The following is a 25179-nucleotide window of genomic DNA, read 5'->3' as shown; positions in this document are numbered from 1 at the left end:
GGGGCGCCAGCACCCCGCCGGCGAGGACGGAGCACCGATGGCGCACCAGGCGGCGGGGGAGACGGGCGTGCCGGTGGTGGCCCCCACCCCGCGGGTGGCGGTGGAGACCAACGGCATCAACGTGATCGCCGAGGAAGAGCGCAAGGGCACGCCCCGGCAGCTCTTCTGGCCCTGGTTCGGCGCCAACGTCAGCGTGCTGGGCCTGGCCTACGGCGCCTTCGTGCTCAGCTTCGGCATCTCGTTCCGGCAGGCGGTCGTCGCCGGCCTGGTCGGCATCGTGGCCAGTTTCGCCCTCTGCGGCCTGGTCGCCATCGCCGGCAAGCGCGGCTCGGCGCCCACCCTGGTGCTCAGCCGCTCGGCGTTCGGGGTCACCGGCGGCCGGGTGCCCGCCGTCCTGTCCTGGGTGCTGACCGTCGGCTGGGAGACGGTGCTCTGCTCGCTGGCCACCCTGGCCACCGCGACGGTCTTCACCGAGCTGGGCTGGGGCGGTGGCACGGCCACCCAGCTGGTCGCGCTGGTGGTGGTGGCCGCGCTGGTCGTCGCCGGGGGAGTCCTCGGGTTCGACCTGATCATGCGCATGCAGGCGGTGATCACCGTGGTCACCGGGGTGCTCACCGTGGTCTACCTGCTGCTGGTCGCCGACGAGATCGACTGGTCCGCGGTCAGCGACGTCCCGTCCGGGTCGACCGCCGCGTTCATCGGGGCGCTCGTGTTCGTGATGACCGGCTACGGCTTCGGCTGGGTCAACGCCGCCGCCGACTACTCCCGCTACCTGCCGCGCACCGCCGCCACCCGCGGCGTCGTCGGCTGGACGACGTTCGGCTCCGCGCTCGCCCCGGCGGTGCTGCTGGTGGTCGGGCTGCTGCTGGCCGGCTCCTCGCCGGAGCTGGCCGGGGCGATCGGCGGTGACCCGATCGGGGCGCTGGCCACCCTGCTGCCCACCTGGTTCCTGGTGCCCTTCGCCGTCGTCGCCGTGCTCGGCCTGATCGGCGGCGCGCTGCTGGACATCTACTCCTCCGGCCTGGCCCTGCTCGCCGCCGGGGTCCGCATCCGGCGCCCGGTCGCCGCCTCGATCGACGGCGCCCTCATGGTGCTCGGCACCGTCTGGGTGGTCTTCCTCGCCGAGGGCGACTTCTTCACCCAGTTCCAGGGCTTCCTGATCACCCTCGGGGTGCCGGTCGCCGCCTGGTGCGGCATCGTCCTGGCCGACCTGCTGCTGCGCCGTCGCGACTACGACGAGGCCGCGCTCTACGACCCGAGCGGGCGGTACGGCGCCGTCCCGGCGGTCCCGCTGGCGCTGCTGGCCGCCGGCACGGTGCTCGGCTGGGGGCTGGTCACCAACACCTACGCCGGGTGGCTGCAGTGGCAGGGCTACCTGCTCGGCCCGCTGGGCCTGGGCGGCAAGGACGGCGACTGGGCCTTCGCCAACCTCGGCGTCCTGGTCGCGCTGGCCGTCGGCTTCGCCGGCACGATCCTGCTGCGGCGCGGGGCGGTCCGGCAGCAGGAGGCCCGGTGACCGAGGGGCGTGTGACCGAGGCACCGGTGACCGGCGGCGTCCTGGTGGTGGTCGACGTGCAGCACGTCTTCGCCGACCGCGGTTCGCCCTGGGGTGCTCCGCGGTTCGCCGAGGTGCACCCGGCGATCCGCCGGCTCACGGCGGCCTTCGCCGGGCGGGTGGTGCACACCCGGTTCGTCGCGCCGGCCGAGCCGGCCGGGGCGTGGGCGCCCTACTACGCCGAGTTCCCGTTCGCCCTCACCTCCCCGGACGCCCCGCTGTACACGCTGGTCGACGACCCGGGCCAGGCCCCGGTGCTGACCGCGACCACGTTCGGCAAGTGGGGCCCGGAGCTCGCCGCCCTGGTCGGGGAGGGGCCGCTGGTGCTCGCCGGCGTCTCCACCGACTGCTGCGTGCTCTCCACCGCCCTGCCGGCCGCGGACGCCGGGGTGCCGGTGCACGTGGTCACCGACGCCTGCGCCGGGGCCTCCGACGCCGACCACGAGCGGGCACTGGCCGCGATGGCGCTGTACGCGCCGCTGATCACGCTCACCACCACCGACGCGGTCCTCGCCGGCCGATGAGCCTGCCCGCGCCGCCCGGCGACCGGCTGCCCGACGGGTCCGCCGTCCGGCTGGCCCCGGGCGTGCAGTGGCGGGACGGCGGGACGGCGCTGCTCGGCGGCTCCCCGGCCCGGCTGCTGCGGCTCGCCCCGGCCGCCCGTGAGCTGCTGGCCGGCGACCGGCTGGTGGTCACCGACGGCCGGTCCGCCGCGCTCGCAGCGCGGCTGCTGGACGCCGGGGTCGCCGACCCCGAGGTGCGCCCGGTGCCCCGGCCGGACGTGACCGTCGTCGTCCCGGTGCGGGACCGCACCGACGGGCTCGCCCGGCTGCTCGCCGCGCTGCGCGCCGACCCGGGCACCGCCGGCCGCCCGGTCGTGGTGGTCGACGACGGTTCCGCGGAACCGTCCGGGGTCGTCGCCGCGGCCGGCGACGCCCGGGTGGTCCGGCACGACACCGCCCGCGGCCCGGCAGCTGCCCGCAACGCCGGGCTCCGGGCGGCCGGCACCCCGCTGGTCGCGTTCGTCGACTCCGACTGCGTGCCGGAACCCGGGTGGCTGGCCGTCCTCGCCGGGCACCTGGCCGACCCGCGGCTGGCGCTGGTCGCGCCGCGGATCACCGCGCTGGACCCGGCGCGCGAGGGCACCGCGCTGGAGCCGGCGCAGCCCGGCTGGGTGGCCCGTTACGAGGCGCTGACCAGCGCACTGGACATGGGGCCGGCGGCGGCGCGGGTGGCGCCGGGCACCGCCGTCTCCTACGTGCCCAGCGCGGCGCTGCTGGCCCGCCGGGCGGCGCTGGGCACCGGCTTCGACGAGGGCATGCCGGTCGCCGAGGACGTCGACCTGGTCTGGCGGCTGACCGGCGCCGGGTGGCGGGTGCGCTACGAGCCGGCCGCCCGGGTGGCGCACGACCACCGGGTCGCCCTGGGCGACTGGCTGCGGCGGCGGGCGTTCTACGGCACCGGAGCGGCGCTGCTCGCCCAGCGGCACGGCCCGCTGGTCGCCCCGCTGGTCATCTCGCCGTGGTCGCTGGCCGCGTGGGCGCTGCCGGTGCTCGGCGGCCGGCTCGGCGTCGTCGGTGCGGTCGGCGTGCTGGGCCGGGCGAGCGTGCTGCTGGCCCAGCGGGTCGCCGCCCCCGGGCAGCGGCCCCCGATCGGCTGGGCGGCGACGCTGGTCGTGCGGGGGACGGCGTCCTCCGGGCGCGCGCTGGCCCGCACGGTCACCCGGCACCACTGGCCGCTGGCCCTGGCTGCGGCGGTGGTCTCCCGCCGGGCGCGGTGGACCGTCGCAGCGGTCGCCGCCGGGGACGCCGTCCTGGCCTGGTGGCCGCACCGCCGGGAGATCGACCTCGCCGCCTTCGCCGCCGGGCGCCGGCTGGAGGACCTCGGCTACGGCGCCGGGCTGTGGGCCGGTGCGCTGCGGGCGCGCTCGGTGCGGGCGCTGCTCCCTGCCGCACCGGAGCCGGTCGGCCCCCCGCCGCCCCGGCTGCGGGCAACGGCGCGGCAACGGTGGGGTGAACTTCGCCGTCGGCGGAATGCAGTTGCACCGTGCAGCCTTCTCACCCGCGTACTGCGAACGTGACCAGCGTGGGTCCTGCGTGAGCACAGCACCGACCAGGGGGACCCGATGACCGCCACGCAGGACCGCACGACGAGATCAGCTCCCGTCCCAGCGACGCCGACCGGTGCCCAGCTCCCGGACCCGACGATCGAGAAGCCGCGCACCGCGCGACTCGCGCTGACCCTGGGTGCCTTCGTCGCGCTCGGGCCGCTCACCATCGACATGTACCTGCCGGCCCTGCCGACGATCGCCACCGAGCTGGAGACGACGTCCGCGGCGGTGCAGCTCACGCTCACCGGCACGCTCATCGGCCTGGCGCTGGGCCAGCTGGTGCTCGGCCCGCTGTCCGACCGGTTCGGCCGCCGTCGCCCGCTGCTGGCCGGTACCGCGGTGCACGTCGTCGCGTCGCTGCTGGTGCTGCTCGCGCCGAACATCGCCGTCCTGGGTGCGCTGCGGGTGCTGCAGGGCGTGGGCACCGCCGCCGGCGCGGTGATCGCCATCGCCGTCGTCCGCGACCTGTTCGACGGCCGCGCGGCCGCCACCATGCTCTCCCGGCTGTTCCTGGTGCTCGGCGCGGCACCGGTGCTCGCGCCGACCATCGGCGGCGAGGTGCTCCGCTTCACCTCCTGGCGCGGGGTGTTCGTGATCCTCGCGCTCTACGGGCTGGCGCTGCTGGTCATCGGCTTCTTCCTGATCCGCGAGACCCTGCCGCCCGAGCGGCGCAGCACCGCGGGGGTCGCCGGCACGCTGCGCAGCTACCGGTCGCTGTTCGGTGACCGTGCCTACGTCGGGCTGGTGCTGGTCGCCGGGCTGACCATGGCCGGCCTGTTCGCCTACGTCTCCGGCTCCTCCTTCGTCTACCAGGACCAGTTCGGCCTGGACGAGCAGCAGTTCGGACTGCTCTTCGGCGCCGGTGCCTTCTGGCTGATCGCGGCCACCCAGCTCAACCCGGTGCTGCTGCGCCGGTTCTCCCCGGCGCAGGTGCTGGTCGCCGGCACCGTCGCCGGAGCGCTCGCCGGCCTGGTCCTGCTGGCGCTGGCCGCCACCGGCACCGGTGGGCTGTTCGCGGTGGCGATCCCGCTGTGGGCGGTGCTCTTCGCCTGCGGCCTGGCGCTGCCGAACGCCCCGGCCCTGGCGCTGTCCCGGCACGGCGAGTCCGCCGGCACCGCGGCGGCGCTGCTCGGCGCGGTCCAGTTCGGCGTCGGCGCGGCCGTCTCGCCGCTGGTCGGCCTGCTCGGCAACGACGCCGTGGCGATGGGCATCGTGATCGTCGGGTCGCTGGGGCTGGCGATCGTCGTGCTGGTCACCGTCGTCCGGCCCTGGCAGCTGACCGACGTCGACACCACGGACGCCCCGGTCCCCGCGCACTGACCTCGGCGGGCTGGGTCCGGTCAGCGGGTGACCCGGGCCCGCAGTCCGTCGATGAGCAGGTCCAGTCCGAACTCGAAGGCCGCCGTGTGCGGGCGGTGGAGGATCTCCCTCATCGCCGCCAGCAGCAGCGGCTGCTCGGCCAGCACCTCCGCCCGGCCGGCGTCCAGCTCGGAGTCGTCCGGGTCCGGCAGCGGCCGGGTGGCGGCCCGCTCGGCCTCGGCCTGCCACTCGGTGGCGCTGCCGATCACGTAGGCGCCGATCGCGAACAGCGCCTGCTGGGCGTCCCCCGGGGTCAGGCCGGCGTCCACCAGCACGCCCAGGGTGCCTTCGACGGCGGGGAACGACTCCGGGACCGGGCGGTTCCCGGCCAGCACGCGGGGCGCGTCCCGGACCTCGACCAGGGCGTCGAACATCTGCTGCGCGTGGGTGCGCAACCAGGACCACCAGGGCTCACCGGGCGCGGGCTCCAGTGGCCCGCGGCGGGCGCGGCCGGCCAGCTCGTCGGCCATCAGGTCCATCAGCTGCCGCTTGCTCTCCACGTGCCAGTAGAGCGTCGGCGCGGAGACCCCGAGCCTCCCGGCGATCCGGCGGAAGGACACCGCCTCGAGGCCGCCCTCGGCGAGCAGCTCCAGGGCCGCGGTCACCACGGCGGCGCGGGTGACGCCGGGGCGCTCGGGGATCACGCTTGACACTCTAACGGTGTGAGAGAACGCTTCCCGCCGTGTCTGACGGTGTTAGAGAGCCCGCGATCGAGGTCGTCGGGCTGACGAAGAGCTACCCCGGCGGCGATGCCCCCGTCGAGGCGGTCCGGGGCATCGACCTGCGGGTCGAGGCCGGGCAGACCTACGGCTTCCTCGGGCCCAACGGGGCGGGGAAGTCCACCACCATCGAGATGCTGTGCACGATCCGGAACCCGACGTCGGGCACCGCCCGGGTCGCCGGCTTCGACGTCGTCCGGGAGCGCACCGAGGTGCGCCGGCGGATCGGGTTGGTCTTCCAGCAGCAGACCCTGGACCAGCAGCTCACCGCGGAGCAGAACCTGCGGTTCCACGCCGACCTGTACGGGCTGCCGCGCGCCGAGGCCGACAGGCGGATCGGCGAGGTGCTGGAGATGGTCGCCCTCGCCGACCGGCGCGCGGACACCGTGCTGAGGTTCTCCGGCGGCATGAAACGGCGGCTGGAGATCGCCCGCGGCCTGGTACACGCCCCGAAGGTGCTCTTCCTCGACGAGCCGACGATCGGGCTGGACCCGCAGACCCGCGCCGCCATCTGGGACTACCTGCACGACCTCCGACGGCGCACCGAGATCACCGTGTTCGTCACCACGCACTACATGGACGAGGCGGAGCACTGCGACCGGATCGGGATCATGGACCACGGCGAGATCGTGGTGGAGGGCACGCCGGAGGCGCTGAAGTCCGGCATCGGCACCGACCGGATCGCGCTGCGCACCGACGACGACGAGCTCGCCATCGCCCGGATCCGCGAGCGGCTGGGCGTCGAGGCCGGCGTCCACGAGGGCCAGGTGACCCTCGCCGTCCCCGACGGCGCCTCGGTCGTCCCGCGGCTGTTCACCGAGCTCGACGTGCACATCCGCTCGGTGACCGTGACTCGGCCGAGCCTGGACGACGTCTTCCTGACCTACACCGGCCGGACGATCCGCGACTCCGAGGGTGCCCGGGCGGGCGCCGGGAGGGTGATGACCCGATGAGCACCGACCAGGCGGCGACCCGCACCTCCGGACCCGAGCCGCTCGGCGAGGTGCGCAGCGACCTGGCCCACCAGGCCCGGGCGACCTGGGTGGTCACCCGGCGGGAGCTGCTGCGCTTCCGAAGCGACCGCGCCCGGATGGCCTCGATGCTGCTGCAGCCGCTGCTGTTCATCTTCGTGATGGGCGTCGGGCTGGGCACCATCGTCGACACCGGCGGCGACCTGAGCTTCCAGACCTTCCTCTTCCCCGGCGTGCTGGCCACCTCGGTGCTGTTCACCGCCGCCTTCGCCGGGGTGTCCCTGGTCTGGGACCGGGAGTTCGGCTTCCTCCGCGAGATGATGGTCGCGCCGATCTCCCGGGCCTCGATCATCTGCGGCAAGTGCCTGGGCGGGGCCATCGTGGCCACCGGCCAGAGCCTGGTGCTGCTGGCGCTGGTCGGCACGGTCGGCATCCCCTACGACCCGGTGCTCCTGCTCCAGCTGACCGGCTGCCTGTTCCTCGGCTCGCTGTTCCTGACCGCGCTGGGCGTGCTGCTCTCCACCCGGATCACGACGATCCAGGGCGCGATGCCCATGCTGCAGCTGCTGATCACGCCGATGATGTTCCTGTCCGGGTCGCTCTTCCCGCTGGGGGGCCTGCCGGTCTGGCTCAGCGTCGTCACCCGGCTCAACCCGCTCACCTACGTCGTCCAGCCGATGCGGCACCTGGTGCTGCAGCACCTGGACCTGAGCGCGGCCGAGCAGGCGCGGCTGCTGCCGGCGCTCACCTGGGCCGGCTGGGAGGTGCCGGTGGGGGTCCAGCTGCTCACCGTCGCGGTGATCACGGCAGGCCTCGTCGGCCTCGCCGCCCGGCTGTTCGCCAGCACCGAGTGAGCACTGTCAGTCGATCACGACGGCCTCGGTGGTGCCGACCTGCACCATCCGGGTCACCCCGGTGCTGGCGCTGGTCACCTGCTCCTCAAACCAGAAGACGTAGGGGACGCCGGGGGTCAGGCCGGCGATCGTCACGGCCATCGGCACGCAGCCCTCGACCTGGGCGACTGCCTGCACGACCGGCGGCGGCTGCACACCGCCGACCAGCCGCTGGCTGACCGCCTGCACGCGGTAGCCGAGCACCTCGGGCCGCGGGTCGGACATCCAGTCCAGCGTGGCCGAGCCCGGGCCGGGCACGACGCCGGGGACGATCCGGCGGGGTGTGGTGCCGGCCCCGCCGCAGGGGTCCGGCCGTCGCTCGTACTCCGGCGCCCGGCCGACGGCGGCGTTCGGCATGATCGTGATCCGCCCGGGGCGGGGCGGCTGCGGGACGGCCAGGCCGCCCTCGGCCGCGACCGAGGCGCGAGAGGCCGCCGAGGCGCGGGACTCCGCGACGTCGTCCAGCGTGTCGACGCCCTGCGCCTGGGCCAGCACCGGTGCCGGCGTCGGGGTCGGGGTCGCTTCGGCCGGCGTCCCGGGTTCCGGGGCCGGGGCGACGGTCTCGGTCGACGCGGTGAGGTCGACCAGCGCGGGGGTCACCTGCGGGGCCAGTACGACCGCGCCGACGGTGGCCGCGAGCAGCGGGACCAGCCAGCGCGTGTGGTCGCGCCGGCGGCGGGCCGGGGCGCGCCGCGGCCCGGCGGGACGGCTCCCCGCCGGGCGTCGTCGCTGGTCGGCCGTGGCGGCCCGCGTGACGGTCATCGGTTGACCATCGGCAGCCAGGCCCCGGTACTTGTGCCGAAACGCCCGAAGGGGGCGCGAACGCGGGAATGCCGCGCGCGGGCACGGTCTTGGCCCCAGCTGTGAGCGCACCCCCCGCCGTCGGAACGACGCAGGCCCCGCCCCTCCCCTCCGCCCGGACCGCGGTGCTGGCGACGGTGGCGCTCGGCCTCGGGGGCTTCGCCATCGGCACCACCGAGTTCGTGACCATGGGCCTGCTGCCCGACATCGCTGCGGGCATCGACGCCAGCATCCCCTCCGCCGGGCACCTGATCTCCGCCTACGCGCTCGGGGTCGTGGTCGGCGCCCCGGTGATCGCCTCGCTCGGCGCCCGGCTGCCCCGCCGGGCGCTGGCCATGGCGCTGATGACGGCGTTCGTGGTCGGCAACGCACTGAGCGCACTGGCCTCCGGCTACGGCAGCCTGGTGGCCGCCCGGTTCGTGGCCGGCCTGCCGCACGGCGCCTACTTCGGGGTGGCCTCGCTGATCGCCGCCTCCCTGGTGCCGGCGCACCTGCGCGGCCGGGCGGTCAGCTCGGTGATGCTGGGCCTGGCCGTGGCCAACGTCGCCGGGGTGCCGGCCGGCACCTGGCTGGGCCAGCACCTGGGCTGGCGGTCGGCGTACTGGGCCGTGGTGCTGATCGGGGCGCTGACGGTGCTGGCCGTGCTCACCGTCGTCCCGTCGGTGCCGGGGCGGTCGGAGGCGAGCATCCGGTCCGAGCTGGGTGCGCTCAAGCGGCCGCAGGTCATCCTGACCCTCGGGGTGGCCACCGTGGGCTTCGGTGGCATGTTCGCCATGTACAGCTACATCGCGCCGATCGTCACCGAGGTCGCCGGGCGACCGGCGAGCTTCGTGCCGGTGGTGCTGCTGGCCTTCGGCGTCGGCGGCGTGCTCGGGACGGTGCTGGGCGGCAAGCTCGCCGACCGGGCGCTGTTCCGTTCCCTGGTCGGGGCCACCCTCGCCACCGGCGTGCTGCTGGCCGTCATGGTCGTCGCCGCCGGCAACGCGTTCACGCTGACCGCCACGGTGTTCACCATCGCGGCGGCGGCCTCCACCATGGTCGTGCTGCTCCAGCTGCGGCTGATGGAGGTCGCCGGCGACGCGCAGATGCTGGGCGCCGCGCTCAACCACTCGGCGCTGAACGCGGCCAATGCCCTCGGCGCCTGGCTGGGCGGCCTGGTCATCGCGGCCGGCTACGGCTACCGGGCCCCCAGCGCGGTCGGCGTGGGCCTGGCGGTGCTGGGGCTGGGCTTCCTGCTGGCCTCCGCCGTGCTGCGCCGGCGGGAGCTCGCCGCCGCCTGACCCGACCGCACCGCGGACGGGCACCGGCGGTCGCGCCGACGTCGTCCGTTGCGGTGGCCTGGTGTGCAGACCCCTGACCTGCGCGCGGGCACGACGAGGGCCGGGGACGCCGTCGCGTCCCCGGCCCTCGGCCGTCGTCGGGGCCGCCGTCCGGCTCGGTATGGCGTGCAGAGTGTGTCCGCTGACACACTCACGCCGAGGCCGGGGTGATGCCGGCCACACCTGCCCTGCAACGGAGCGGAGGACTCGGTGACCCAGATCAACGTGCGGGTCGACGGGGCGTCCTACCAGGACGACGTCGAACCCCGGACCCTGCTGGTCCACTACCTGAGGGAGCAGCTCGGCAAGGTCGGCACGGTGGTCGGCTGCGACACGAGCAACTGCGGCGCCTGCACCGTCCACCTGGACGGCAACGCGGTGAAGTCGTGCACGGTGCTCGCCGTCCAGGCCGACGGCTGCCAGGTCACGACCATCGAGGGCGTCGCCACCGGCGAGGGCCCGACCGCGACCCTGCACCCGGTCCAGCGGGCCTTCCACGAGATGCACGGCCTGCAGTGCGGCTTCTGCACCCCGGGGATGATCATGGCCTCGATCGACCTGCTCAAGGAGAACCCCGACCCCAGCGACGAGGAGGTCCGGGAGGGCATCGAGGGCAACCTCTGCCGCTGCACCGGCTACCAGAACATCGTCCGGGCGGTGCGCCAGGCCGCCGCCGAGATGAGCGGTCAGGCCGCCGACGACCCGGAGGCCTCCCCCGCCGTCGTCGACACCGCGGCCGCCGAGCACGTGGCGGTGCAGGCATGACCGTCACCGACGACCCGGCCGTCCCGGACGCCCCCGTCGACCTGGCTCCGGCCAAGGAGGTCGGGCAGGCGCGCCGCCGCAAGGAGGACGCCCGGCTGATCACCGGGAAGACGACGTGGACCGACAACATGGTGCTGCCCGGGATGCTGCACCTGGCGGTGCTGCGCAGCCCGGTGGCGCACGGCCGGATCACCCACCTGGACGTCAGCGCGGCGAAGGAGCGGCCGAACGTCGTCGCCGTCTACACCGGCCGCGACCTGGCCGAGGAGCAGGGCTCGCTGCCGTGTGCCTGGCCGGTCACCCCGGACATGGTCAACCCCGGGCACCCCTCGATCGCCGTCGACCAGGTCAACCACGTCGGCGAGGCCGTCGCCGTGGTGGTCGCCCGCAGCCGCACGGCCGCCGCCGACGCCCTGGAGGCCATCGACGTCGACTACGAACCGCTGCCGGTGGTGCTGGACATGGAGCAGGCCGTGCAGGAGGGCTCGCCCCTGGTGCACGACTCCACCAGCTCGAACACCAGCTACCACTTCGTCTTCGACGCCGGGGAGGCCGGCACCGGGGCCGACACCGACCAGGCGTTCGCCGACGCCGAGGTCACCGTCAGCCGCCGCTTCGTCCAGCAGCGGCTCATCCCGGCGTTCATGGAGCCCCGGTCGGTCGTCGTCCAGCCCTCCGGGGACAACTACACGATGTGGTCGGCCACCCAGATCCCGCACATCCTGCGGGTGATGGCGGCCATGGTCACCGGCATCCCCGAGCACAAGCTGCGGGTGATCGCCCCCGACGTCGGCGGTGGCTTCGGCGGGAAGCTGCAGGTCAACCCGGAGGAGATCCTCTGCCTGCTGATCGCCCGGCGGCTGGGCAAGCCGGTCAAGTGGACCGAGACGCGCAGCGAGTCGCTGATGACCGCCCACCACGGCCGCGACCAGGTGCAGTTCATCGACATCGCCGCCGACCGCGACGGCACGGTGCGCGGCCTGCGGGTGCGGCTGCTGGCCGACATGGGCGCCTACCTGCGGCTGATCACCCCCGGCGTGCCGGCGCTGGGGGCGTTCATGTTCCCCGGCATCTACAAGTTCCCGGCCTACCGGTTCGAGTGCGACGGCGTGTTCACCAACAAGGTGCCCACCGACGCCTACCGCGGCGCCGGCCGGCCCGAGGCGACCTTCGCCATCGAACGGATCATGGACGAGCTCGCCGTCGAGCTGGACATGGACCCGCTCGAGCTGCGCCGGAAGAACTGGATCGGGGCGGAGGAGTTCCCCTTCACCACCGTCGCCGGGCTGGAGTACGACTCCGGTGACTACCACCAGGCCACCGAGCAGGCCCTGCAGCTGATCGGCTACGACGAGCTGCGCGCCGAGCAGCAGCGGCGCCGGGAGGCGAACGACCCGGTCCAGCTGGGCATCGGCTTCTCCACCTTCACCGAGATGTGCGGCCTGGCGCCGTCCCGGGTGCTCGGCTCGCTGGCCTTCGGCGCCGGCGGCTGGGAGCAGGCGTCGATCCGGATGCTGCCCACCGGCAAGGTCGAGGTGGTCACCGGCTCCACGCCGCACGGGCAGGGCCACGAGACGGCGTGGAGCCAGATCGTCGCCGACCAGCTCGGTGTGCCCTTCGAGGACGTCGAGGTGCTGCACGGCGACACCTCGATCTCCTCCCGCGGGCTGGACACCTACGGCTCCCGCTCGCTCGTGGTCGGCGGCACCGCCGTGGTGAAGGCCGCGGAGAAGGTCGTGCAGAAGGCCCGGGTGATCGCCGCCCACCTGCTCGAGGCCAGCGAGGACGACCTGGAGTTCACCGGCGGGAAGTTCACCGTCCGGGGGACGCCGGGCGCCGGGATCGGCATCCAGGAGGTCGCCCTGGCGATCTTCGCCGCGCACGACTACCCCGAGGGCGTCGAGCCGACCATCGACGCCGAGGCCACCTTCGACCCGGAGAACTTCTCCTTCCCGCACGGCACGCACATCTGCGCGATGGAGGTCGACACCGAGACCGGTTCCGTGAAGATCCGCAAGTACGCCTGCGTGGACGACGTCGGCACGATCGTCAACCCGCTGATCGTCGAGGGGCAGGTGCACGGCGGCCTGGCCCAGGGCATCGCGCAGGCGCTGTACGAGGAGGCGATCTACGACGCCGACGGCAACCTGACCACCGGCAGCTTCGTCGACTACCTGGTCCCGGCCGCCTCCGACCTGCCGCACTTCGACACCGGCAACACCGTGCACGCGGCCACCAGCAACCCGCTGGGCGCCAAGGGCGTGGGAGAGGCCGGCTGCATCGCCAGCACCCCGGCGGTGGTCAACGCGGCGCTGGACGCCGTCCGGCACCTGGGCGTCACCGACATCCGGATGCCGCTGACCCCCGAGCGGGTCTGGCGGGCCGTCCACCAGGGCGGGGACGGCGGCGACCGGGCCGCCGCCGGTTCCAACGCCCAGGGCGCCTCGTCCGGCGAGGCCGCCGCCGCGTCCACCGACCCGTCGTCCACCGGAGGTCACCTGTGATTCCCGCACCCTTCGCCTACGCCCGCCCGACCACGGTGGACGAGGCGCTGCAGGCGATCGCCGACGGCGGTGAGGACGTCAAGGTCCTCGCCGGCGGGCAGTCGCTGATCCCGGTCATGCGGCTGCGGCTGGCCGCGCCGGAGACCGTGGTCGACCTGACCCGCGTGGAGGGGCTGCGCGGGGTGCGGGAGGAGGGCGACCAGCTGGTCGTGGGGGCGATGACCACCCACGCCGACGTGCTGGCCGACCCGCTGCTGGCCCGGTACGGGCAGCTCGTGGTGCAGGCGACCGAGACGGTGGCCGACCGGCAGGTCCGCCGGCGCGGCACCTTCGGCGGTGCCCTCGCCCACGCCGACCCGGCCGGTGACCTGCCCGCGGTCGCCCTCGCGCTGGACGCCGAGTTCGTGGTCGTCGGACCCGGGGGGCGGCGGACCGTCGCCGCGGCCGACTTCTTCGTCGACTACCTCACCACTGCGCTGGAGGAGGGGGAGCTGCTCGTCGAGATCCGGCTGCCCAAGCTCGGCGAGGACTGGGGTGTGCGGTACGAGAAGTTCAACCGGGTGGCCCAGGCGTGGTCGATCGTCGCCGTGGCGGCCGCGGTGCGCCGGGAAGGCGGCCGGATCGCGGAGGCGCGCATCGGGCTGACCAACATGGGGCCCACCCCGCTGCGGGCCCGGGCCACCGAGGCGGCGCTGGTCGGGGTGGACGTGAGCATGGAGACGGTGACCGCGGCGGCCGCCCAGGCGGCCGAGGGCACCAGCCCCAGCAACGACCTCAACGCGCAGGCCGACTACCGGCAGCACCTGGCCCAGGTGCTGACCCGGCGGGCGGTGGCGGCCGCGGCGGGGCTGTAGCTGCTGGGTGCGCCGGACCGGTCCGTCACGGCCGGTCCGGCGCGCCGCCCGCCTCCCACCTGCGCCGTGCCGCCGGTCGTGATCGGATGTCGGCAACGGGCGCGACGCGGCGCGGTAGCGTCGCCGTCTCGCCGTGATCACCGCACGACCCGGACGGGCTGTCGCCGACTCGTCGCCTCCCGCCCGGGCTGTCCACACTCGGAGGTCCTGCAGTGCAGCTGGAGAACGCGTTCACCGTCCCGGTGCCCATCGACGAGGCCTGGCGGGTGCTGCTGGACATCGAGCGCATCGCACCGTGCATGCCCGGGGCGGCCCTGGACTCGGTGACCGGCGACGAGTTCACCGGCCGGGTCAAGGTCAAGCTCGGCCCGATCAACCTGACCTACCAGGGCAGGGCCGAGTTCGTGGAGAAGGACGAGACCGCGCACCGCGCCGTCATCGACGCCCGCGGCAAGGACCAGCGCGGCAACGGCACGGCCGCGGCCGTGATCACCGCGACGCTGGCCGCCGAGGGCAAGACCACCCGCGTCGACGTCCTCACCGACCTGAACATCACCGGCCGCCCGGCCCAGTTCGGCCGCGGCGTCATGACCGACGTGGGCAACAAGCTGCTCGGCCAGTTCGCCGACAAGCTCTCCGCCCAGCTGGCCAGCGGCGACGCCCAGGGTGACGCCGCCCGGGCCGCGGCGGCAGCCGGATCGCAGGAGCCGACGGTGGCGGCGAAGGCCACCGCTGCGGCGGCCAAGGCGGCCGCGACCACCGCCGGCGTCGTCGAGGAGGCCGCCATGTCCGTCGAGGGCGCGGCTGGCGACACCCCCGCGGCCGCTGCGGCCAAGAAGGCCGGCGCGGCGGCGAAGAAGACCGCCGCCGCGGCTGCGGACAAGGCCGCCGACGCCGAGCAGGCCGCCACCCCGGCCAAGGCGGCGAAGAAGGCCGCACCCGCCAAGAGCGCGCCCGCCAAGAGCGCGCCGGCGAAGGCCGCCGCGCCGGCCAAGGCGACGCCGGGCAAGGCGACCACCGCCCGGGTGCCCGACCCGCTGGCCCCGCCGGCGAAGAGCGCCCCGGCCGCCGGCTCGCCCGCCGGGGACACCGCGCCCGCCGCGGGGGACGCCGCGCCCGCCGCCGGCGACACCGCGCCTGCCGCCGGCAGCGCCGCGCCGTTCTCCGGCACCGGCACGGTCGAGGACCAGGCGATCGCCGCCGAGCCCGCGTCGACGACGGCGCCCGACACGTCGGCCGGAGTCCCCGCCAAGAAGGCGCCGAGCCGGCCGCCGGTGCGCACCACCGCCCCGCCGAACCGCCCGGCGGGCGGCGGCCCGGCCAAGAGCACCCCGTCGTCCGGCCCGCGCCCCCAGCCGGCGGCCGAGCCCGAGCCGATCGACCTGCTCGAGGTGGCCGGGTCGGCCGCGCTGACCCGCTACGCGGCCCCGGCCGCCGGGGTCACCGTCGTCGCGCTCCTGCTCGCCCTGCTGGTGCGCCGCCGCCGCAAGCGCTGACCCCGCCGGCCCGGCGTCGGTCCCCCTGTGCCGACACCGGTGCGGGGGCCGGCTCCGCCGCGGGGACGCCCCGCGGTCAGGTCGGAGCGAGCGTGCGCAGCCAGCCGACGACGGCGGTGGCGACGGCGGCAGGGTCCTTCTTCAGCCCGTGGTCGCCGAGGACGGCCTGCACCCGCCCGGGGTGACCCGCGAGTGCGGCCGCCACCTCGGCGGGCCGCCCGAACGCGTCGCCCTCCCCCTGCACCACCAGCAGCGGGACCTCGACCTGCCGCAGCTCGTCGGCGCGGCTCTTCTCCGGCTTGCCCGGCGGGTGCAGCGGGAAGGCCAGCGCCAGCACCCCGGCGGCGTCGAGGGAGACGGCGGTGCGGCAGGCCACCCGGGCCCCGGCGCTGCGGCCGCCGAACACCACCGGCCCGGTGAGCCGGCCGTCGGCGCGCAGCTGGGCGAGCACCGCCGTCCAGCCCTCGTCCAGCCGGGCCGGGGCCGGGGCGATCCGCCGGCCGGCCACCACCCACGGCTGGTCGACCCGCAGCACCGCCCAGCCGGCCGCGCAGGCGGCGTCCGCGACGGCCAGCAGGTCGGCGGTGCCGCTGCCGGCACCGGCGCCGTGGCCCAGCAGCAGGGTGCCGCGCACGTCGCCGTCCGGCTCGCTGCGGTGCACCCGGGCCGGGCCCAGCGGGGTGGGGACGTCCTGGGTCGTCACGCCGGCGGCAGCGCGAGCAGCGCCTCGACCACCTCGACGAGCGAGCTGCCCTGCACGTGCGGCGGGTCGTACACCTCGGCGAACACCTGCTCCGAGCGGCCGGAGGTGAAGCCGGTGGTCAGGCCGGCGCGGCCCGCGCCGAGCACGTCCCACGAGTGCGCCGCCACCAGCGCCATCCGCTCCGGCGCCACCCCGCAGACCCCGGCCGCCCACAGGTAGGCCTCCCGGGCGGGCTTCCAGGCACGGATGGACTCCGAGGTCAGCGTGCGCTCCACCAGCGCCGTCAGCCCGCCGCGGGTGAGCCCCGCCTCGGCGACCCCGGGCGACCCGTGGCTGAGCGTCACCACGCGCACCCCGGCGTCGGTCAGCCGCCGGAACGCCGGCTCGACGTCCGGGTGCGGGGACATCTCCAGGAACGCGTCGGCCACCGCCGAGCAGGCGGACGACGGCAGCCCGGTCACCTGCGCGACCGAGGTCTCGAACGCGGCCCGGAAGGGGAACCAGGTGCCGGCCGTGGTGGCGGCGAAACCGGTGAGCAGCGCCTGGGAGAACACCGCGGGCAGCTGGTCGGCGGAGCTGCCCTGCTCGGCCAGGGCCGCGCCGACCGGGGCGAGGTCGAGCAGTGTCTCGTTGACGTCGAAGGCGACGACGTCCGGCCGGGTCCGGGGGCCGGTCACGCCCGGTCCTCGTGCTCCAGGGGCAGGTCCTGGCCCGCGTCCGCCGGGCGGCGGTACCGCCCGGTCACCTTCTTGTAGACGAACCAGGCCACCGCCGCGATGACGACGACCACCACCGCGTAGTCCAGGTACTGCAGGTTGGCCTGCACGAAGTCGCCGGCGGCCACGCCCAGCCCGATGAGCAGGCAGTTCCAGAGCAGGCTCCCGCCGGTGGTGAACAGCAGGAACTGCCAGAACGGCATCTTCACCACGCCGGCGGGCACCGAGACGAAGCTGCGCACGATGGGCACCATCCGGCCGAAGAACACCGCGCCCCGCCCGTGGCGGGCGAACCACTCGAAGGTGCGGTCGACGTCGGCGGTCTCGACCAGCGGCAGCCGGTCGAGGAAGGCGTGTGACCGGCGGGGACCGAGCAGCCGCCCCACCCAGTACAGGATCGTGGCGCCGAGCACCGAACCGACGGTCGCCCAGATGATCACCGGGACGATCGACATCCGGCCGTCGTTGATCAGCACCCCGGCGGCACCGAGCACCGCCTCGCTGGGGATCGGCGGGATGACCGTCTCGATGAGGATGGTCAGGCCGACGCCCACCGCCCCCAGCTTGTCGATGATGTCGAGCAGGAAGCCGGTGATCCCGCCTTCGTCGGACGCGGCAGCGGCGAGGACGGACATGCGCCCACGGTAACGGCGCAGGCTGTGTGCCGTGCTGCTGCCGGGCCGGGGCGACCGTAGGGTCTGCAGCCATGGTGCAGCGCTTCACGGCCCGCGCCGTCGTGGTCGGGGACCGCGCCGGCACCGTCTTCCCCGACGCCGTGCTGGACGTCGAGGGCGGTCTGATCACCTGGGTCGGCCCGGCCGCCGAGGCGCCGGAGGCCCCGGACGCCGAGGTCACCGCGCTGCCCGGGGTGCTCACCCCCGGCATGGTCAACACCCACTCGCACGCGCCGATGGTGCTGTTCCGCGGTCAGGGCGAGGGGCTGCCGCTGGACCGCTGGCTCAACGAGGTCATGTGGCCCCGGGAGGCCCGGCTCACCCCCGAGGACGTCGAGGTCGCGATGACCGCGGCTTCGGCGGAGATGCTGCGGCACGGCGTCACCACCAGCGTGGAGATGTACTTCCACCCCGACCGGATGGCCGCGGCCGTGCGGCGCACCGGGGCGCGCGGGCTGATCACCCACGCGCTGATCGGGCTGCCCGGGTTCGGCAGCTTCGACGAGCAGCTCGCCCGTGCCGCCGCCTCCGCCGGCACCGGCGACGACCAGGTCGAGTGGGGCATCGGCCCGCACTCGGCCTACACCGTGCCGCTGCCGGTGCTCACCCAGGCCGCCGAGGTGGCCCGCGAGCACGGGATGCTGCTGACCACCCACGTCGCGGAGACCTCCACCGAGGGCGCCGACCTGCTGGCGCGGCACGGGCAGAGCGTGCCGCAGCTGCTGGCCGCCCACGACGTGCTCGGCGGCCGGGTGCTGGGCGCCCACTGCGTGCACATGGACGACGGCGACCTGGAGCTGTGGCGGGAGTACGACGTCGCGGTGGCGCACTGCCCGGGCAGCAACACCAAGCTGGCCAGCGGCACCGCCCGGCTGCGCGACATGCTCGACCTGGGCATCCGGGTGGGCATGGGCACCGACGGCCCGGCGTCCAACGACAACCTCGACCTGTTCGAGGACCTCCGGCTGGCCGCTCAGCTGGCCCGGCTGCGCGAGCGGGACGCCACCGCGCTCACCGCGCCGGAGGCGTTCTGGCTGGCCACCGGAGGGGCGGCCGCGGCGATCGGCCGCGACGACCTCGGCCAGCTGACCGCCGGGCGCCGCGCGGACCTGGTGCACGTGGACACCGAGGACATCGCGTTCGTGCCGGTCGGTGAGGTCACCGACCTGCTGACCCACCTGGTCTGGTCGGTGGGCTCCCGGCACGTGCGCGACACCTGGGTCGGCGGGCGGCGGGTCGTCGCCGACGGGGGGTCGACCACGGTCGACGAGGCGGAGCTGCGCGCCGACGTGCAGACCCGGGCGATGCGGCTCGCCGGCCGCTGAGGCCGGGCGTCACTCCTCCGCGGAGAAGCGGTAACGCACGTCGTCGAAGGAGTCGGTCGGGAAGGCGTAGACGAACCGCAGCGGACCCTCGCCGGTGTTGCGGATGCCGTGCTCGGCGTCGCCGGGGATGAACACCGCCGAGCCGGCGGCGACCGGGTGCTCCACGCCGTCCAGGACGACGACGCCGGTGCCTTCGATCAGGTGGTAGACCTCGGTGGCGGTGTGCCGGTGCAGGCCCAGCCAGCCGTCGGGGGGCAGCTCGGTCAGCCCGGTGTAGAGGGCGGCCGTCGGCGTCCGGTCCTGGCTGAACAGCACCCGGAAGGACACCCTGCCCCGCACCGGGTCGTCCCAGGTCTCGGCGTCGACCTCCGCACTGTCGCGGACCACGGGTTCCATCGTCCGGTCGTGCCCGGGATCCGCCCGGCCATGCACGACAGCCGGGGTCAGCCGCGGGCCTCGGCCAGCAGGTCGTCGGCGGTCCAGGCGTAGAGGTGGTCGTCCAGCACGACGGTGACCCAGCCGTCGCACAGCTGGGCGGTGCCACCGAGGTCGGGCCACCGGCCACCGCCGTCCCAGGGCATCCCGACCTGGTCCAGCGCAGTGCAGTCGGCCGGCAGCGTCGTCCCGCCGGGCAGCGTCATGTCGGTCCGCACGTTGCCATCGTCGAAGCCGGCGGCCTCGCCGGGCCGCACCACGACGACGTCGGTGCCCAGGTCCCGGGTCCAGCCCGGCACGTCGGCGCGGGGCGCGGCCTCGGCGGTGGCGTGGTCGGAGGTGTCGGTGTGCCCCTGCAGCTCGGCGAGCACCGCCCCCGGCCCGTGTACGCCGGAGGGCATGGTGACCGCGAGCGCGGCAGCGCCCGCCCCGATCACGCCGATCAGCGCCGTCACCGCGCCGAGGACGACCTTCTTCGTGCTGACCACCGGGTGCCTCCGCTCGTTCCCGCCACCGGTCGGTGGCCGGACCAGCGTCGGGCCGGACGCCGTCAGCGGGCGTCGGCCGGTGGGGTGATCTGCCCAGCTCAGCGGCTCATCCCCGGGGTGGATCAGGCGCGCAGCGAGATCGTCTGGCCGCGGCCGACGGTGCGCACCTCGCCGGGGGCCCGGCGGGCGGCGACCTCGGCGACGAAGTCGCCCAGCGGGCTCTTGAAGAGGCCGTAGTCGTCGTAGTGGACGGGCACGGTGACCGGCGGCCGCAGCAGCTCGACCAGGTCGGCGCCCTGCCGGGCGTCCATCGTCACCGTGATGCCGGCGACCTTGGTGCCGCCCAGGTGCGGGATCAGCACGTCCAGCGGCCCGCACCGCTGCAGCACCTCACCGAGCACCGGCCGGAACAGGGTGTCGCCGCTGACGTAGCCGCGCCAGGTCACCTGCCCGCCGCGGACCAGCTCCAGCACGCTGCCCATCACCTGGGGCAGCAGCCGGGCCAACGGGCCGGGCCCGTGGACGCCCGGGACGCTGGTGATCCGCAGGGTGGTGTCGCCCCGGGTGAGCTCGTGGGTCTGCCACGGCCGCAGGTCCGACGTGTCGGTGAACCCCCGCTTCGCCAGGCAGCCGGCGGCCTCGGGCGTGGTGACCACCGGGGTCTCCTTGGGCAGCGCCTTCGTGGCGACCCGGTCCCAGTGGTCGCCGTGCATGTGGCTGAGCAGGACGGCGTCCAGTGCCGGCAGCTGCGCCGGCACGAGCGCCGGGTCGGTCAGCCGCCTGCTGCGCAGCCCGTAGCCCAGGTGCGCCCACTGGCCGCGGTGCAGGAAGTTCGGGTCGGTCAGCAGGGTGAACGGCCCGATCCGCAGCAGCGTCGTGGCGGTGCCGCCGAAGGTGAGCGTGACGTCGTCGTCCCCGGGTGCGGTCATGCCGGCCGGGTTACCCCTCGGCCGCGGGTCTGCAACCGGCCGGTGTGCGCGCATCGTCGGTCCGCCGCGTCGCGACCAGCGGTAGGCGCACAGCGGCGGCGGTGCCGGCCGTCGTTGCCCCGGCCGTCCCGGGCAGGGCACGATCACGGCGCCCGGACGCCGGACCCGAGGAGCCCCGATGGACCAGATCGACCCGACCGTGCCGCCGAGCGGTACCGGGTGCCTCGAGTGCGACGGCAGCGGCAGCTGGTGGCTGCACCTGCGCCGCTGCGCCGCCTGTGGGCACGTCGGGTGCTGCGACTCGTCACCGTCCCAGCACGCGTCGCACCACGCCGCGGAGACCGGTCACCGCATCGCGCAGAGCTACGAGCCGGGCGAGGACTGGTTCTGGGACTACGGCGCCGAGCAGTTCGGTGCCGGGCCGGTGCTCGCCCCGCCGCACGCGCACCCGGACGGCCAGCCGGTCCCCGGCCCCGCCGGCCGGGTGCCGGCCGACTGGCAGCGGCACCTGCACTGACGCAGTCTCGGGGCAGCGATCTGTAGCGCGGCTCACCAACTCCGGTGCGTCCGGTCGGACCGGGCTGGTAGACACGCACCCGTGGCACAGCCCCGTTCCGTCGACGAGTCCTTCCTCGCCCTCCCGCTCTCCGCGCTCGCCGACGCGGCGCTGACCCGCGCGGTCGACCTGGGCTGCGAGCACGCCGACCTCCGGGTCGAGCGGATCCGCACCCAGACCGTACGGCTGCGCGACGCCCGGCTGGAGGCCCTGGCCGACGGCGAGGACCTCGGCCTCGCCGTCCGTGTCGTGCACGAGGGCACCTGGGGCTTCGCGGCCGGCGTCGTGCTCACCGCGGCCGAGGCGGTCCGGCTGGCCGAGGAGGCCGTCGCCGTCGCCCAGGTGTCCGCGGCGATGAACACCGACCGGGTCGAGCTGGCCCCCGAGCCGGCGTACGACGGGGAGTGGGTGTCGGCCTACGAGGTCGACCCGTTCGCCGTCCCGGACGCGGAGAAGACCGCGCTGCTGGTCGAGCTCTCCGAGCAGCTGCTGGCCGCAGACGGGGTCGAGCACGTGCAGTCCAGCGTCATGCAGGTCAAGGAGCAGAAGTTCTACGCCGACACGGCCGGCACCCGCACCCGGCAGCAGCGCGTCCGGGTGAACCCGGAGTTCACCGCGCTCACCGTCGACCGCGCCACCGGCAGCTTCGAGTCGATGCGCACGCTCGCCCCGCCGGTGGGCCGCGGCTGGGAGTACCTCACCGGCGCCGGCTGGGACTGGCGCGGCGAGCTGGCCGAGCTGCCCGAGCTGCTGCGCGAGAAGGTCAAGGCCCCCTCGGTCGACCCCGGCCGCTACGACCTGGTGGTCGACCCCTCCAACCTGTGGCTGACCATCCACGAGTCGGTCGGCCACGCCACCGAGCTCGACCGCGCGCTGGGCTACGAGGCCGCCTACGCCGGCACGTCCTTCGCGACCGTGGACAAGCTGGGCACCCTGCAGTACGGGTCGCCGCTGATGAACGTCACCGGTGACCGCACCGCCGAGCACGGCCTGTCCACCGTCGGCTGGGACGACGAGGGCGTCGCCGGCCAGCAGTGGGACCTGGTCCGCGACGGGGTGCTGGTCGGCTACCAGGTCGACCGGAACATGGCCCGGCTGCGCGGGGTGGAGCGCTCCAACGGCTGCGCGTTCGCCGACTCCGCCGCCCACGTGCCGGTGCAGCGGATGGCGAACGTGTCGCTGCAGCCGGTGCCCGACGGCCCCTCGACCGAGGAGATCATCGGCGGGGTCGAGCGCGGCGTCTACGTCCTCGGTGACAACAGCTGGTCGATCGACATGCAGCGCTACAACTTCCAGTTCACCGGGCAGCGGTTCTACAAGATCGAGGGCGGCAAGCTGGCCGGTCAGCTCCGCGACGTCGCCTACCAGGCGACCACCACCGACTTCTGGGGCTCGATGACCGCGGTCGGTGGCCCGCAGACCTACGTGCTCGGTGGGGCCTTCAACTGCGGCAAGGCGCAGCCCGGCCAGGTGGCCCCGGTCAGCCACGGCTGCCCGACCGCGCTGTTCGAGAACACGACCATCCTCAACACGAAGCAGGAGGGTGGGCGATGAGCGCCATGTCCCCGCAGGAGATCGTCGAGCAGGCGCTGGCGGCGTCGCGGGCGGACGGCGCAGTCGTCTACGTCACCGACAGCTCGGAGGCCAACCTCCGCTGGGCGAGCAACAGCCTGACCACCAACGGCGCGATGCGCTCCCGGCAGGTCGTCGTCATCTCCTTCGTCGACGGCGGCGCGGGGATGGCCAGTGGCACCGTGGCCCGTACCGGGACCCCGGACATCGCCGAGCTCGTCGCCGCCAGCGAGCATGCCGCCCGGGACGCCGGGCCGGCCGAGGACGCCATGCCGCTGATCAGCGAGGCGCCGCCGGGCTCCGGTGACTGGGACGCCCCGGCCGCGACCACCTCGATCGACGTCTTCCGCGACTTCTCCCCCGCCCTCGGTGAGGCCTTCGGCGACGCCCGCAGCCGCGACCAGCTGCTGTTCGGCTTCGCCGAGCACCAGATGGCCACCACCTGGCTGGGCACCTCGACCGGGCTGCGGCTGCGGCACGACCAGCCCACCGGCCGGGTGGAGCTCAACGGCAAGAGCGCCGACTTCGGCCGTTCGGTCTGGGCCGGCGTCGGCACCCGCGACTTCACCGACGTCTCGGTGGCCGACCTCGCCGCCGAGGTGCAGCAGAAGCTGGCCTGGTCGCAGCGGCGCATCGAGCTGCCTGCCGGGCGGTACGAGACGCTGCTGCCGCCGTCCACGGTCAGCGACCTGATGATCGTCGCCTACTGGTCGATGGAGGCCCGGGACGCCGACGAGGGCCGCAGCGTCTACGCCAAGGCCGGCGGCGGCAACCGGATCGGCGAGCGGCTGGCCCAGCTGCCGCTGACGCTGCGCAGCGACCCGCACGCCCCCGGGCTGGAGACCTCGCCGTTCCAGGTGGTCGGCGGCTCGTCGGGCAGCGCCTCGGTGTTCGACAACGGCATGGCCACCCCGGCGGTCGACTGGATCTCGGGCGGGGTGCTCACCAACCTGATCCGGCCGCGCGCGTGGGCCCTGAAGACCACCGCGCCGGCCACGGCCGCACTGGACAACCTGGTGCTCGAGGACCCGAACGCCACCGCCACGCAGGCGGAGACGGTCGCCCGCACCGAGCGCGGTCTGCTGCTGACCACGCTCTGGTACATCCGCGAGGTCGACCCGCAGACCCTGCTGGTCACCGGCCTGACCCGGGACGGCGTCTTCCTGGTCGAGAACGGCGAGGTCACCGGCGCGGTCAACAACTTCCGCTTCAACGAGTCGCCGGTAGACCTGCTGGGCCGCGCCACCGAGGCCAGCCGCACCGAGCGGACGCTGCCGCGGGAGTGGAACGACTGGTTCACCCGCGCGGCCATGCCGATGCTGCGGGTGCCCGACTTCAACATGAGCTCGGTCAGCCCGGCCAGCTGAGCGGCGGTCGGGGCGACCGGCTGGGCGCCCCGACCGCCCACCGGGTCAGCGCTGGTCGCGGCCGGTCTGCCCGGGGTCCGGGGAGTTCGTGGCCACCGCCGGGTCGACCGGGTTGCCGGTCGCCTCGGGCCCGACCTCATCGGGGTCAGGGGTCTGGAACGGGGTGTCGCTCTGCGGTGCGGCAGGTGAGTCGGCGCCGGTCTGTTCCGGGGTGTCCGGCTCCTCCCCGCCGATGCCGAACCCCTCGGCGGGCGGCGGGGCTCCCTGGCCGGCATCCGCGGCGGGGATGCCCTGGTCGTCGTTGCTGGGCTGGACCGGGTCGAACGGTGCGCTCATCGACATGCGCCACCCCTACCCGCCCAGACGCCGACGTCCACATCCCGTGGCCTTCGTGCGTGGCGGGTGTGGTGTGAGGGGCCTCAGTTGGCGGAGTCGGCCGATCACAACGGCATTTCGCGTTGTGGTGACGCGACCGGGGAGAGCAGCGGCACATGATCGTCGTGTGACTTCGCGCGACGAGACGACTACCGGGGCGTCCACCAAGCCATCCAGCAAGCCGTGGCACTGGCCACGGGAATGGGTCCGGGACAGCGCCTTCTGGCGTGACGTGGCCACTCGCACGATCGCTGGCTTGTTGACCGTCTTCTTCGGCTTCCTGTTCGCCATCGGGGGCGGCTACGTAGCGCGACCGGCCATTCGCCCCATCGCCATCACGGTCGCCCTCGGCCTTGTAGCGCTCTGCGTCGTCGTCTGGCTGGGCAGGAGGGGAAGGCGGCGCGGTGGCTTCGACGAACGCAGTTACGTGACGATCGAGGCCCTGTTGGTGCTCATGGTCACGAGCGGACTCTTCCTGGGACTCGTCACCTGGCTGCGCTCGCTGCTCTCGTGAGCCGCGACTCCGGGGCCGCGGATCGCGGCGGCCACCGACGGCGGCCACCTACGGGGCGTGTGCCGCGCGCTGCTCCCAGTCGCTAGGCTCCCCGCGGGCCGTGACTGGCGCTGACAGGTGGGCCACCACCGGGGAGCGGCTCCGCAGAACGCCGCGCGCCTGGGCTCCCGTCGCGATCG

General features: G+C 74.8%; 25 protein-coding genes and 1 riboswitch. Of the genes, 16 read left to right on the top strand and 9 right to left on the bottom strand.

Going from position 1 to position 25179, the window contains the following annotated elements; genetic code table 11:
- Positions 1–37 precede the first annotated feature (37 nt).
- Genes HLA93_RS12350 through HLA93_RS12335 form a run of 4 tightly spaced genes read left to right on the top strand, consistent with a single transcriptional unit; the run spans position 38 to position 4985 of the window.
- Positions 38–1516, top strand: a complete 1479-nt coding sequence (locus HLA93_RS12350) for a purine-cytosine permease family protein (RefSeq protein ID WP_222194667.1) — start codon at positions 38–40, stop codon at positions 1514–1516.
- Positions 1513–2079 carry a cysteine hydrolase family protein gene (locus tag HLA93_RS12345; RefSeq protein WP_308128088.1) on the top strand — a complete coding sequence of 189 codons (567 nt, stop codon included), beginning with the start codon at positions 1513–1515 and terminating at the stop codon, positions 2077–2079. Before HLA93_RS12350 ends, HLA93_RS12345 begins: the two co-directional genes overlap by 4 nt.
- Positions 2076–3635: a mycofactocin biosynthesis glycosyltransferase MftF gene (gene mftF / locus HLA93_RS12340; protein ID WP_222194666.1), complete on the top strand. Its 1560-nt coding sequence runs from the start codon at positions 2076–2078 to the stop codon at positions 3633–3635. The genes HLA93_RS12345 and mftF overlap by 4 nt, the downstream gene beginning before the upstream one ends.
- A 45-nt stretch (positions 3636–3680) precedes the next feature.
- Positions 3681–4985: a multidrug effflux MFS transporter gene (locus HLA93_RS12335; protein WP_222194665.1), complete on the top strand. Its 1305-nt coding sequence runs from the start codon at positions 3681–3683 to the stop codon at positions 4983–4985.
- Between the two features lie 20 nt (positions 4986–5005).
- On the opposite strand, the gene HLA93_RS12330 is transcribed toward HLA93_RS12335, so the two are convergent.
- Entirely contained in the window at positions 5006–5668 is a 663-nt protein-coding gene (locus HLA93_RS12330; RefSeq protein WP_222194664.1) for a TetR/AcrR family transcriptional regulator C-terminal domain-containing protein, read from the bottom strand.
- 38 nt (positions 5669–5706) lie between these two features.
- On the opposite strand from HLA93_RS12330, the gene HLA93_RS12325 reads away from it, so the two are divergent.
- On the top strand, positions 5707–6696 hold the full coding sequence (locus HLA93_RS12325; RefSeq protein ID WP_222194663.1) for an ATP-binding cassette domain-containing protein: 990 nt from the start codon (positions 5707–5709) through the stop codon (positions 6694–6696).
- Positions 6693–7568 (top strand): ABC transporter permease, encoded by an 876-nt coding sequence (locus tag HLA93_RS12320; protein ID WP_222194662.1) that lies wholly within the window; start codon positions 6693–6695, stop codon positions 7566–7568. Before HLA93_RS12325 ends, HLA93_RS12320 begins: the two co-directional genes overlap by 4 nt.
- A gap of 6 nt (positions 7569–7574) precedes the next feature.
- Here HLA93_RS12320 and HLA93_RS12315 read toward each other — a convergent pair whose 3' ends face one another.
- The gene (locus HLA93_RS12315; RefSeq protein WP_222194661.1) at positions 7575–8369 is read right to left on the bottom strand and encodes a hypothetical protein; all 795 of its coding nucleotides are present in this window, start codon (positions 8367–8369) and stop codon (positions 7575–7577) included.
- Between the two features lie 101 nt (positions 8370–8470).
- Between HLA93_RS12315 and HLA93_RS12310 the strand changes: the two genes are divergently transcribed.
- From HLA93_RS12310 to HLA93_RS12290, 5 genes are all read left to right on the top strand, one after another.
- Entirely contained in the window at positions 8471–9688 is a 1218-nt protein-coding gene (locus HLA93_RS12310) for an MFS transporter (protein WP_308128087.1), read from the top strand.
- 249 nt (positions 9689–9937) lie between these two features.
- On the top strand, positions 9938–10492 hold the full coding sequence (locus HLA93_RS12305) for a (2Fe-2S)-binding protein (protein ID WP_222194659.1): 555 nt from the start codon (positions 9938–9940) through the stop codon (positions 10490–10492).
- Positions 10489–12996, top strand: coding sequence for a xanthine dehydrogenase family protein molybdopterin-binding subunit (locus HLA93_RS12300; RefSeq protein ID WP_246626414.1), 2508 nt, complete (start codon positions 10489–10491; stop codon positions 12994–12996). Before HLA93_RS12305 ends, HLA93_RS12300 begins: the two co-directional genes overlap by 4 nt.
- The gene (locus tag HLA93_RS22040; protein WP_222194658.1) at positions 12993–13850 is read left to right on the top strand and encodes an FAD binding domain-containing protein; all 858 of its coding nucleotides are present in this window, start codon (positions 12993–12995) and stop codon (positions 13848–13850) included. The genes HLA93_RS12300 and HLA93_RS22040 overlap by 4 nt, the downstream gene beginning before the upstream one ends.
- A gap of 212 nt (positions 13851–14062) precedes the next feature.
- Positions 14063–15346: an SRPBCC family protein gene (locus HLA93_RS12290; protein WP_222194657.1), complete on the top strand. Its 1284-nt coding sequence runs from the start codon at positions 14063–14065 to the stop codon at positions 15344–15346.
- 76 nt (positions 15347–15422) lie between these two features.
- Here HLA93_RS12290 and HLA93_RS12285 read toward each other — a convergent pair whose 3' ends face one another.
- Genes HLA93_RS12285 through HLA93_RS12275 form a run of 3 tightly spaced genes read right to left on the bottom strand, consistent with a single transcriptional unit; the run spans position 15423 to position 17400 of the window.
- The gene (locus HLA93_RS12285) at positions 15423–16049 is read right to left on the bottom strand and encodes an alpha/beta hydrolase family protein (protein ID WP_222194656.1); all 627 of its coding nucleotides are present in this window, start codon (positions 16047–16049) and stop codon (positions 15423–15425) included.
- Positions 16046–16726, bottom strand: a complete 681-nt coding sequence (locus tag HLA93_RS12280; RefSeq protein ID WP_222194655.1) for an HAD family hydrolase — start codon at positions 16724–16726, stop codon at positions 16046–16048. The genes HLA93_RS12285 and HLA93_RS12280 overlap by 4 nt, the downstream gene beginning before the upstream one ends.
- A complete protein-coding gene (locus HLA93_RS12275; RefSeq protein WP_222194654.1) occupies positions 16723–17400 on the bottom strand; it encodes a DedA family protein in 678 nt (225 codons plus the stop codon). Before HLA93_RS12275 ends, HLA93_RS12280 begins: the two co-directional genes overlap by 4 nt.
- Before the next feature lie 71 nt (positions 17401–17471).
- Here HLA93_RS12275 and HLA93_RS12270 point away from each other — a divergent pair, with 71 nt between their 5' ends.
- Positions 17472–18764 carry an amidohydrolase family protein gene (locus HLA93_RS12270; protein WP_222194653.1) on the top strand — a complete coding sequence of 431 codons (1293 nt, stop codon included), beginning with the start codon at positions 17472–17474 and terminating at the stop codon, positions 18762–18764.
- 9 nt (positions 18765–18773) lie between these two features.
- On the opposite strand, the gene HLA93_RS12265 is transcribed toward HLA93_RS12270, so the two are convergent.
- The 3 genes from HLA93_RS12265 to HLA93_RS12255 form a co-directional block, all read right to left on the bottom strand.
- Positions 18774–19160 carry a cupin domain-containing protein gene (locus tag HLA93_RS12265; protein WP_222194652.1) on the bottom strand — a complete coding sequence of 129 codons (387 nt, stop codon included), beginning with the start codon at positions 19158–19160 and terminating at the stop codon, positions 18774–18776.
- A 47-nt stretch (positions 19161–19207) separates the two neighbouring features.
- On the bottom strand, positions 19208–19687 hold the full coding sequence (locus tag HLA93_RS12260) for a hypothetical protein (protein WP_222194651.1): 480 nt from the start codon (positions 19685–19687) through the stop codon (positions 19208–19210).
- A 122-nt stretch (positions 19688–19809) separates the two neighbouring features.
- Positions 19810–20616 carry an MBL fold metallo-hydrolase gene (locus tag HLA93_RS12255; protein WP_222194650.1) on the bottom strand — a complete coding sequence of 269 codons (807 nt, stop codon included), beginning with the start codon at positions 20614–20616 and terminating at the stop codon, positions 19810–19812.
- A gap of 178 nt (positions 20617–20794) precedes the next feature.
- Here HLA93_RS12255 and HLA93_RS12250 point away from each other — a divergent pair, with 178 nt between their 5' ends.
- The 3 genes from HLA93_RS12250 (at position 20795) to HLA93_RS12240 (ending at position 24111) form a co-directional block, all read left to right on the top strand.
- Positions 20795–21133 (top strand): UBP-type zinc finger domain-containing protein, encoded by a 339-nt coding sequence (locus HLA93_RS12250; protein ID WP_222194649.1) that lies wholly within the window; start codon positions 20795–20797, stop codon positions 21131–21133.
- Positions 21134–21214: 81 nt separating this feature from the next.
- On the top strand, positions 21215–22726 hold the full coding sequence (locus HLA93_RS12245) for a TldD/PmbA family protein (protein WP_222194648.1): 1512 nt from the start codon (positions 21215–21217) through the stop codon (positions 22724–22726).
- Positions 22723–24111, top strand: coding sequence for a metallopeptidase TldD-related protein (locus tag HLA93_RS12240; protein ID WP_222194647.1), 1389 nt, complete (start codon positions 22723–22725; stop codon positions 24109–24111). Before HLA93_RS12245 ends, HLA93_RS12240 begins: the two co-directional genes overlap by 4 nt.
- A gap of 45 nt (positions 24112–24156) precedes the next feature.
- Here the strand turns inward: HLA93_RS12240 and HLA93_RS12235 are convergent, their stop codons facing one another.
- On the bottom strand, positions 24157–24447 hold the full coding sequence (locus tag HLA93_RS12235) for a hypothetical protein (protein ID WP_246626413.1): 291 nt from the start codon (positions 24445–24447) through the stop codon (positions 24157–24159).
- Between the two features lie 166 nt (positions 24448–24613).
- Here HLA93_RS12235 and HLA93_RS12230 point away from each other — a divergent pair, with 166 nt between their 5' ends.
- The gene (locus tag HLA93_RS12230; RefSeq protein ID WP_222194645.1) at positions 24614–25000 is read left to right on the top strand and encodes a hypothetical protein; all 387 of its coding nucleotides are present in this window, start codon (positions 24614–24616) and stop codon (positions 24998–25000) included.
- 90 nt (positions 25001–25090) lie between these two features.
- A riboswitch (ZMP/ZTP riboswitch) is annotated at positions 25091–25172 on the top strand.
- The last annotated feature ends 7 nt before the right edge of the window (positions 25173–25179 follow it).

The sequence above is a fragment of the Modestobacter italicus genome, assembly GCF_019799965.1.
GTDB lineage: Bacteria > Actinomycetota > Actinomycetes > Mycobacteriales > Geodermatophilaceae > Modestobacter > Modestobacter italicus_A.
The sequence above is the reverse complement of the archived record's forward strand: the minus strand, read 5'-3'. Positions and strand labels throughout refer to the sequence as shown.

Excerpts from the sequence above, each read along its gene's own strand:
- HLA93_RS12335 (WP_222194665.1), top strand. The coding sequence starts at position 3,681 with ATGACCGCCACGCAGGACCGCACGACGAGATCAGCTCCCGTCCCAGCG.
- HLA93_RS12265 (WP_222194652.1), bottom strand. The coding sequence starts at position 19,160 with ATGGAACCCGTGGTCCGCGACAGTGCGGAGGTCGACGCCGAGACCTGG.
- HLA93_RS12240 (WP_222194647.1), top strand. The coding sequence starts at position 22,723 with ATGAGCGCCATGTCCCCGCAGGAGATCGTCGAGCAGGCGCTGGCGGCG.
- mftF (WP_222194666.1), top strand. The coding sequence starts at position 2,076 with ATGAGCCTGCCCGCGCCGCCCGGCGACCGGCTGCCCGACGGGTCCGCC.
- HLA93_RS12275 (WP_222194654.1), bottom strand. The coding sequence starts at position 17,400 with ATGTCCGTCCTCGCCGCTGCCGCGTCCGACGAAGGCGGGATCACCGGC.
- HLA93_RS12270 (WP_222194653.1), top strand. The coding sequence starts at position 17,472 with ATGGTGCAGCGCTTCACGGCCCGCGCCGTCGTGGTCGGGGACCGCGCC.
- HLA93_RS12300 (WP_246626414.1), top strand. The coding sequence starts at position 10,489 with ATGACCGTCACCGACGACCCGGCCGTCCCGGACGCCCCCGTCGACCTG.
- HLA93_RS12350 (WP_222194667.1), top strand. The coding sequence starts at position 38 with ATGGCGCACCAGGCGGCGGGGGAGACGGGCGTGCCGGTGGTGGCCCCC.
- HLA93_RS12320 (WP_222194662.1), top strand. The coding sequence starts at position 6,693 with ATGAGCACCGACCAGGCGGCGACCCGCACCTCCGGACCCGAGCCGCTC.
- HLA93_RS12255 (WP_222194650.1), bottom strand. The coding sequence starts at position 20,616 with ATGACCGCACCCGGGGACGACGACGTCACGCTCACCTTCGGCGGCACC.
- HLA93_RS12235 (WP_246626413.1), bottom strand. The coding sequence starts at position 24,447 with ATGAGCGCACCGTTCGACCCGGTCCAGCCCAGCAACGACGACCAGGGC.
- HLA93_RS12250 (WP_222194649.1), top strand. The coding sequence starts at position 20,795 with ATGGACCAGATCGACCCGACCGTGCCGCCGAGCGGTACCGGGTGCCTC.
- HLA93_RS12315 (WP_222194661.1), bottom strand. The coding sequence starts at position 8,369 with ATGACCGTCACGCGGGCCGCCACGGCCGACCAGCGACGACGCCCGGCG.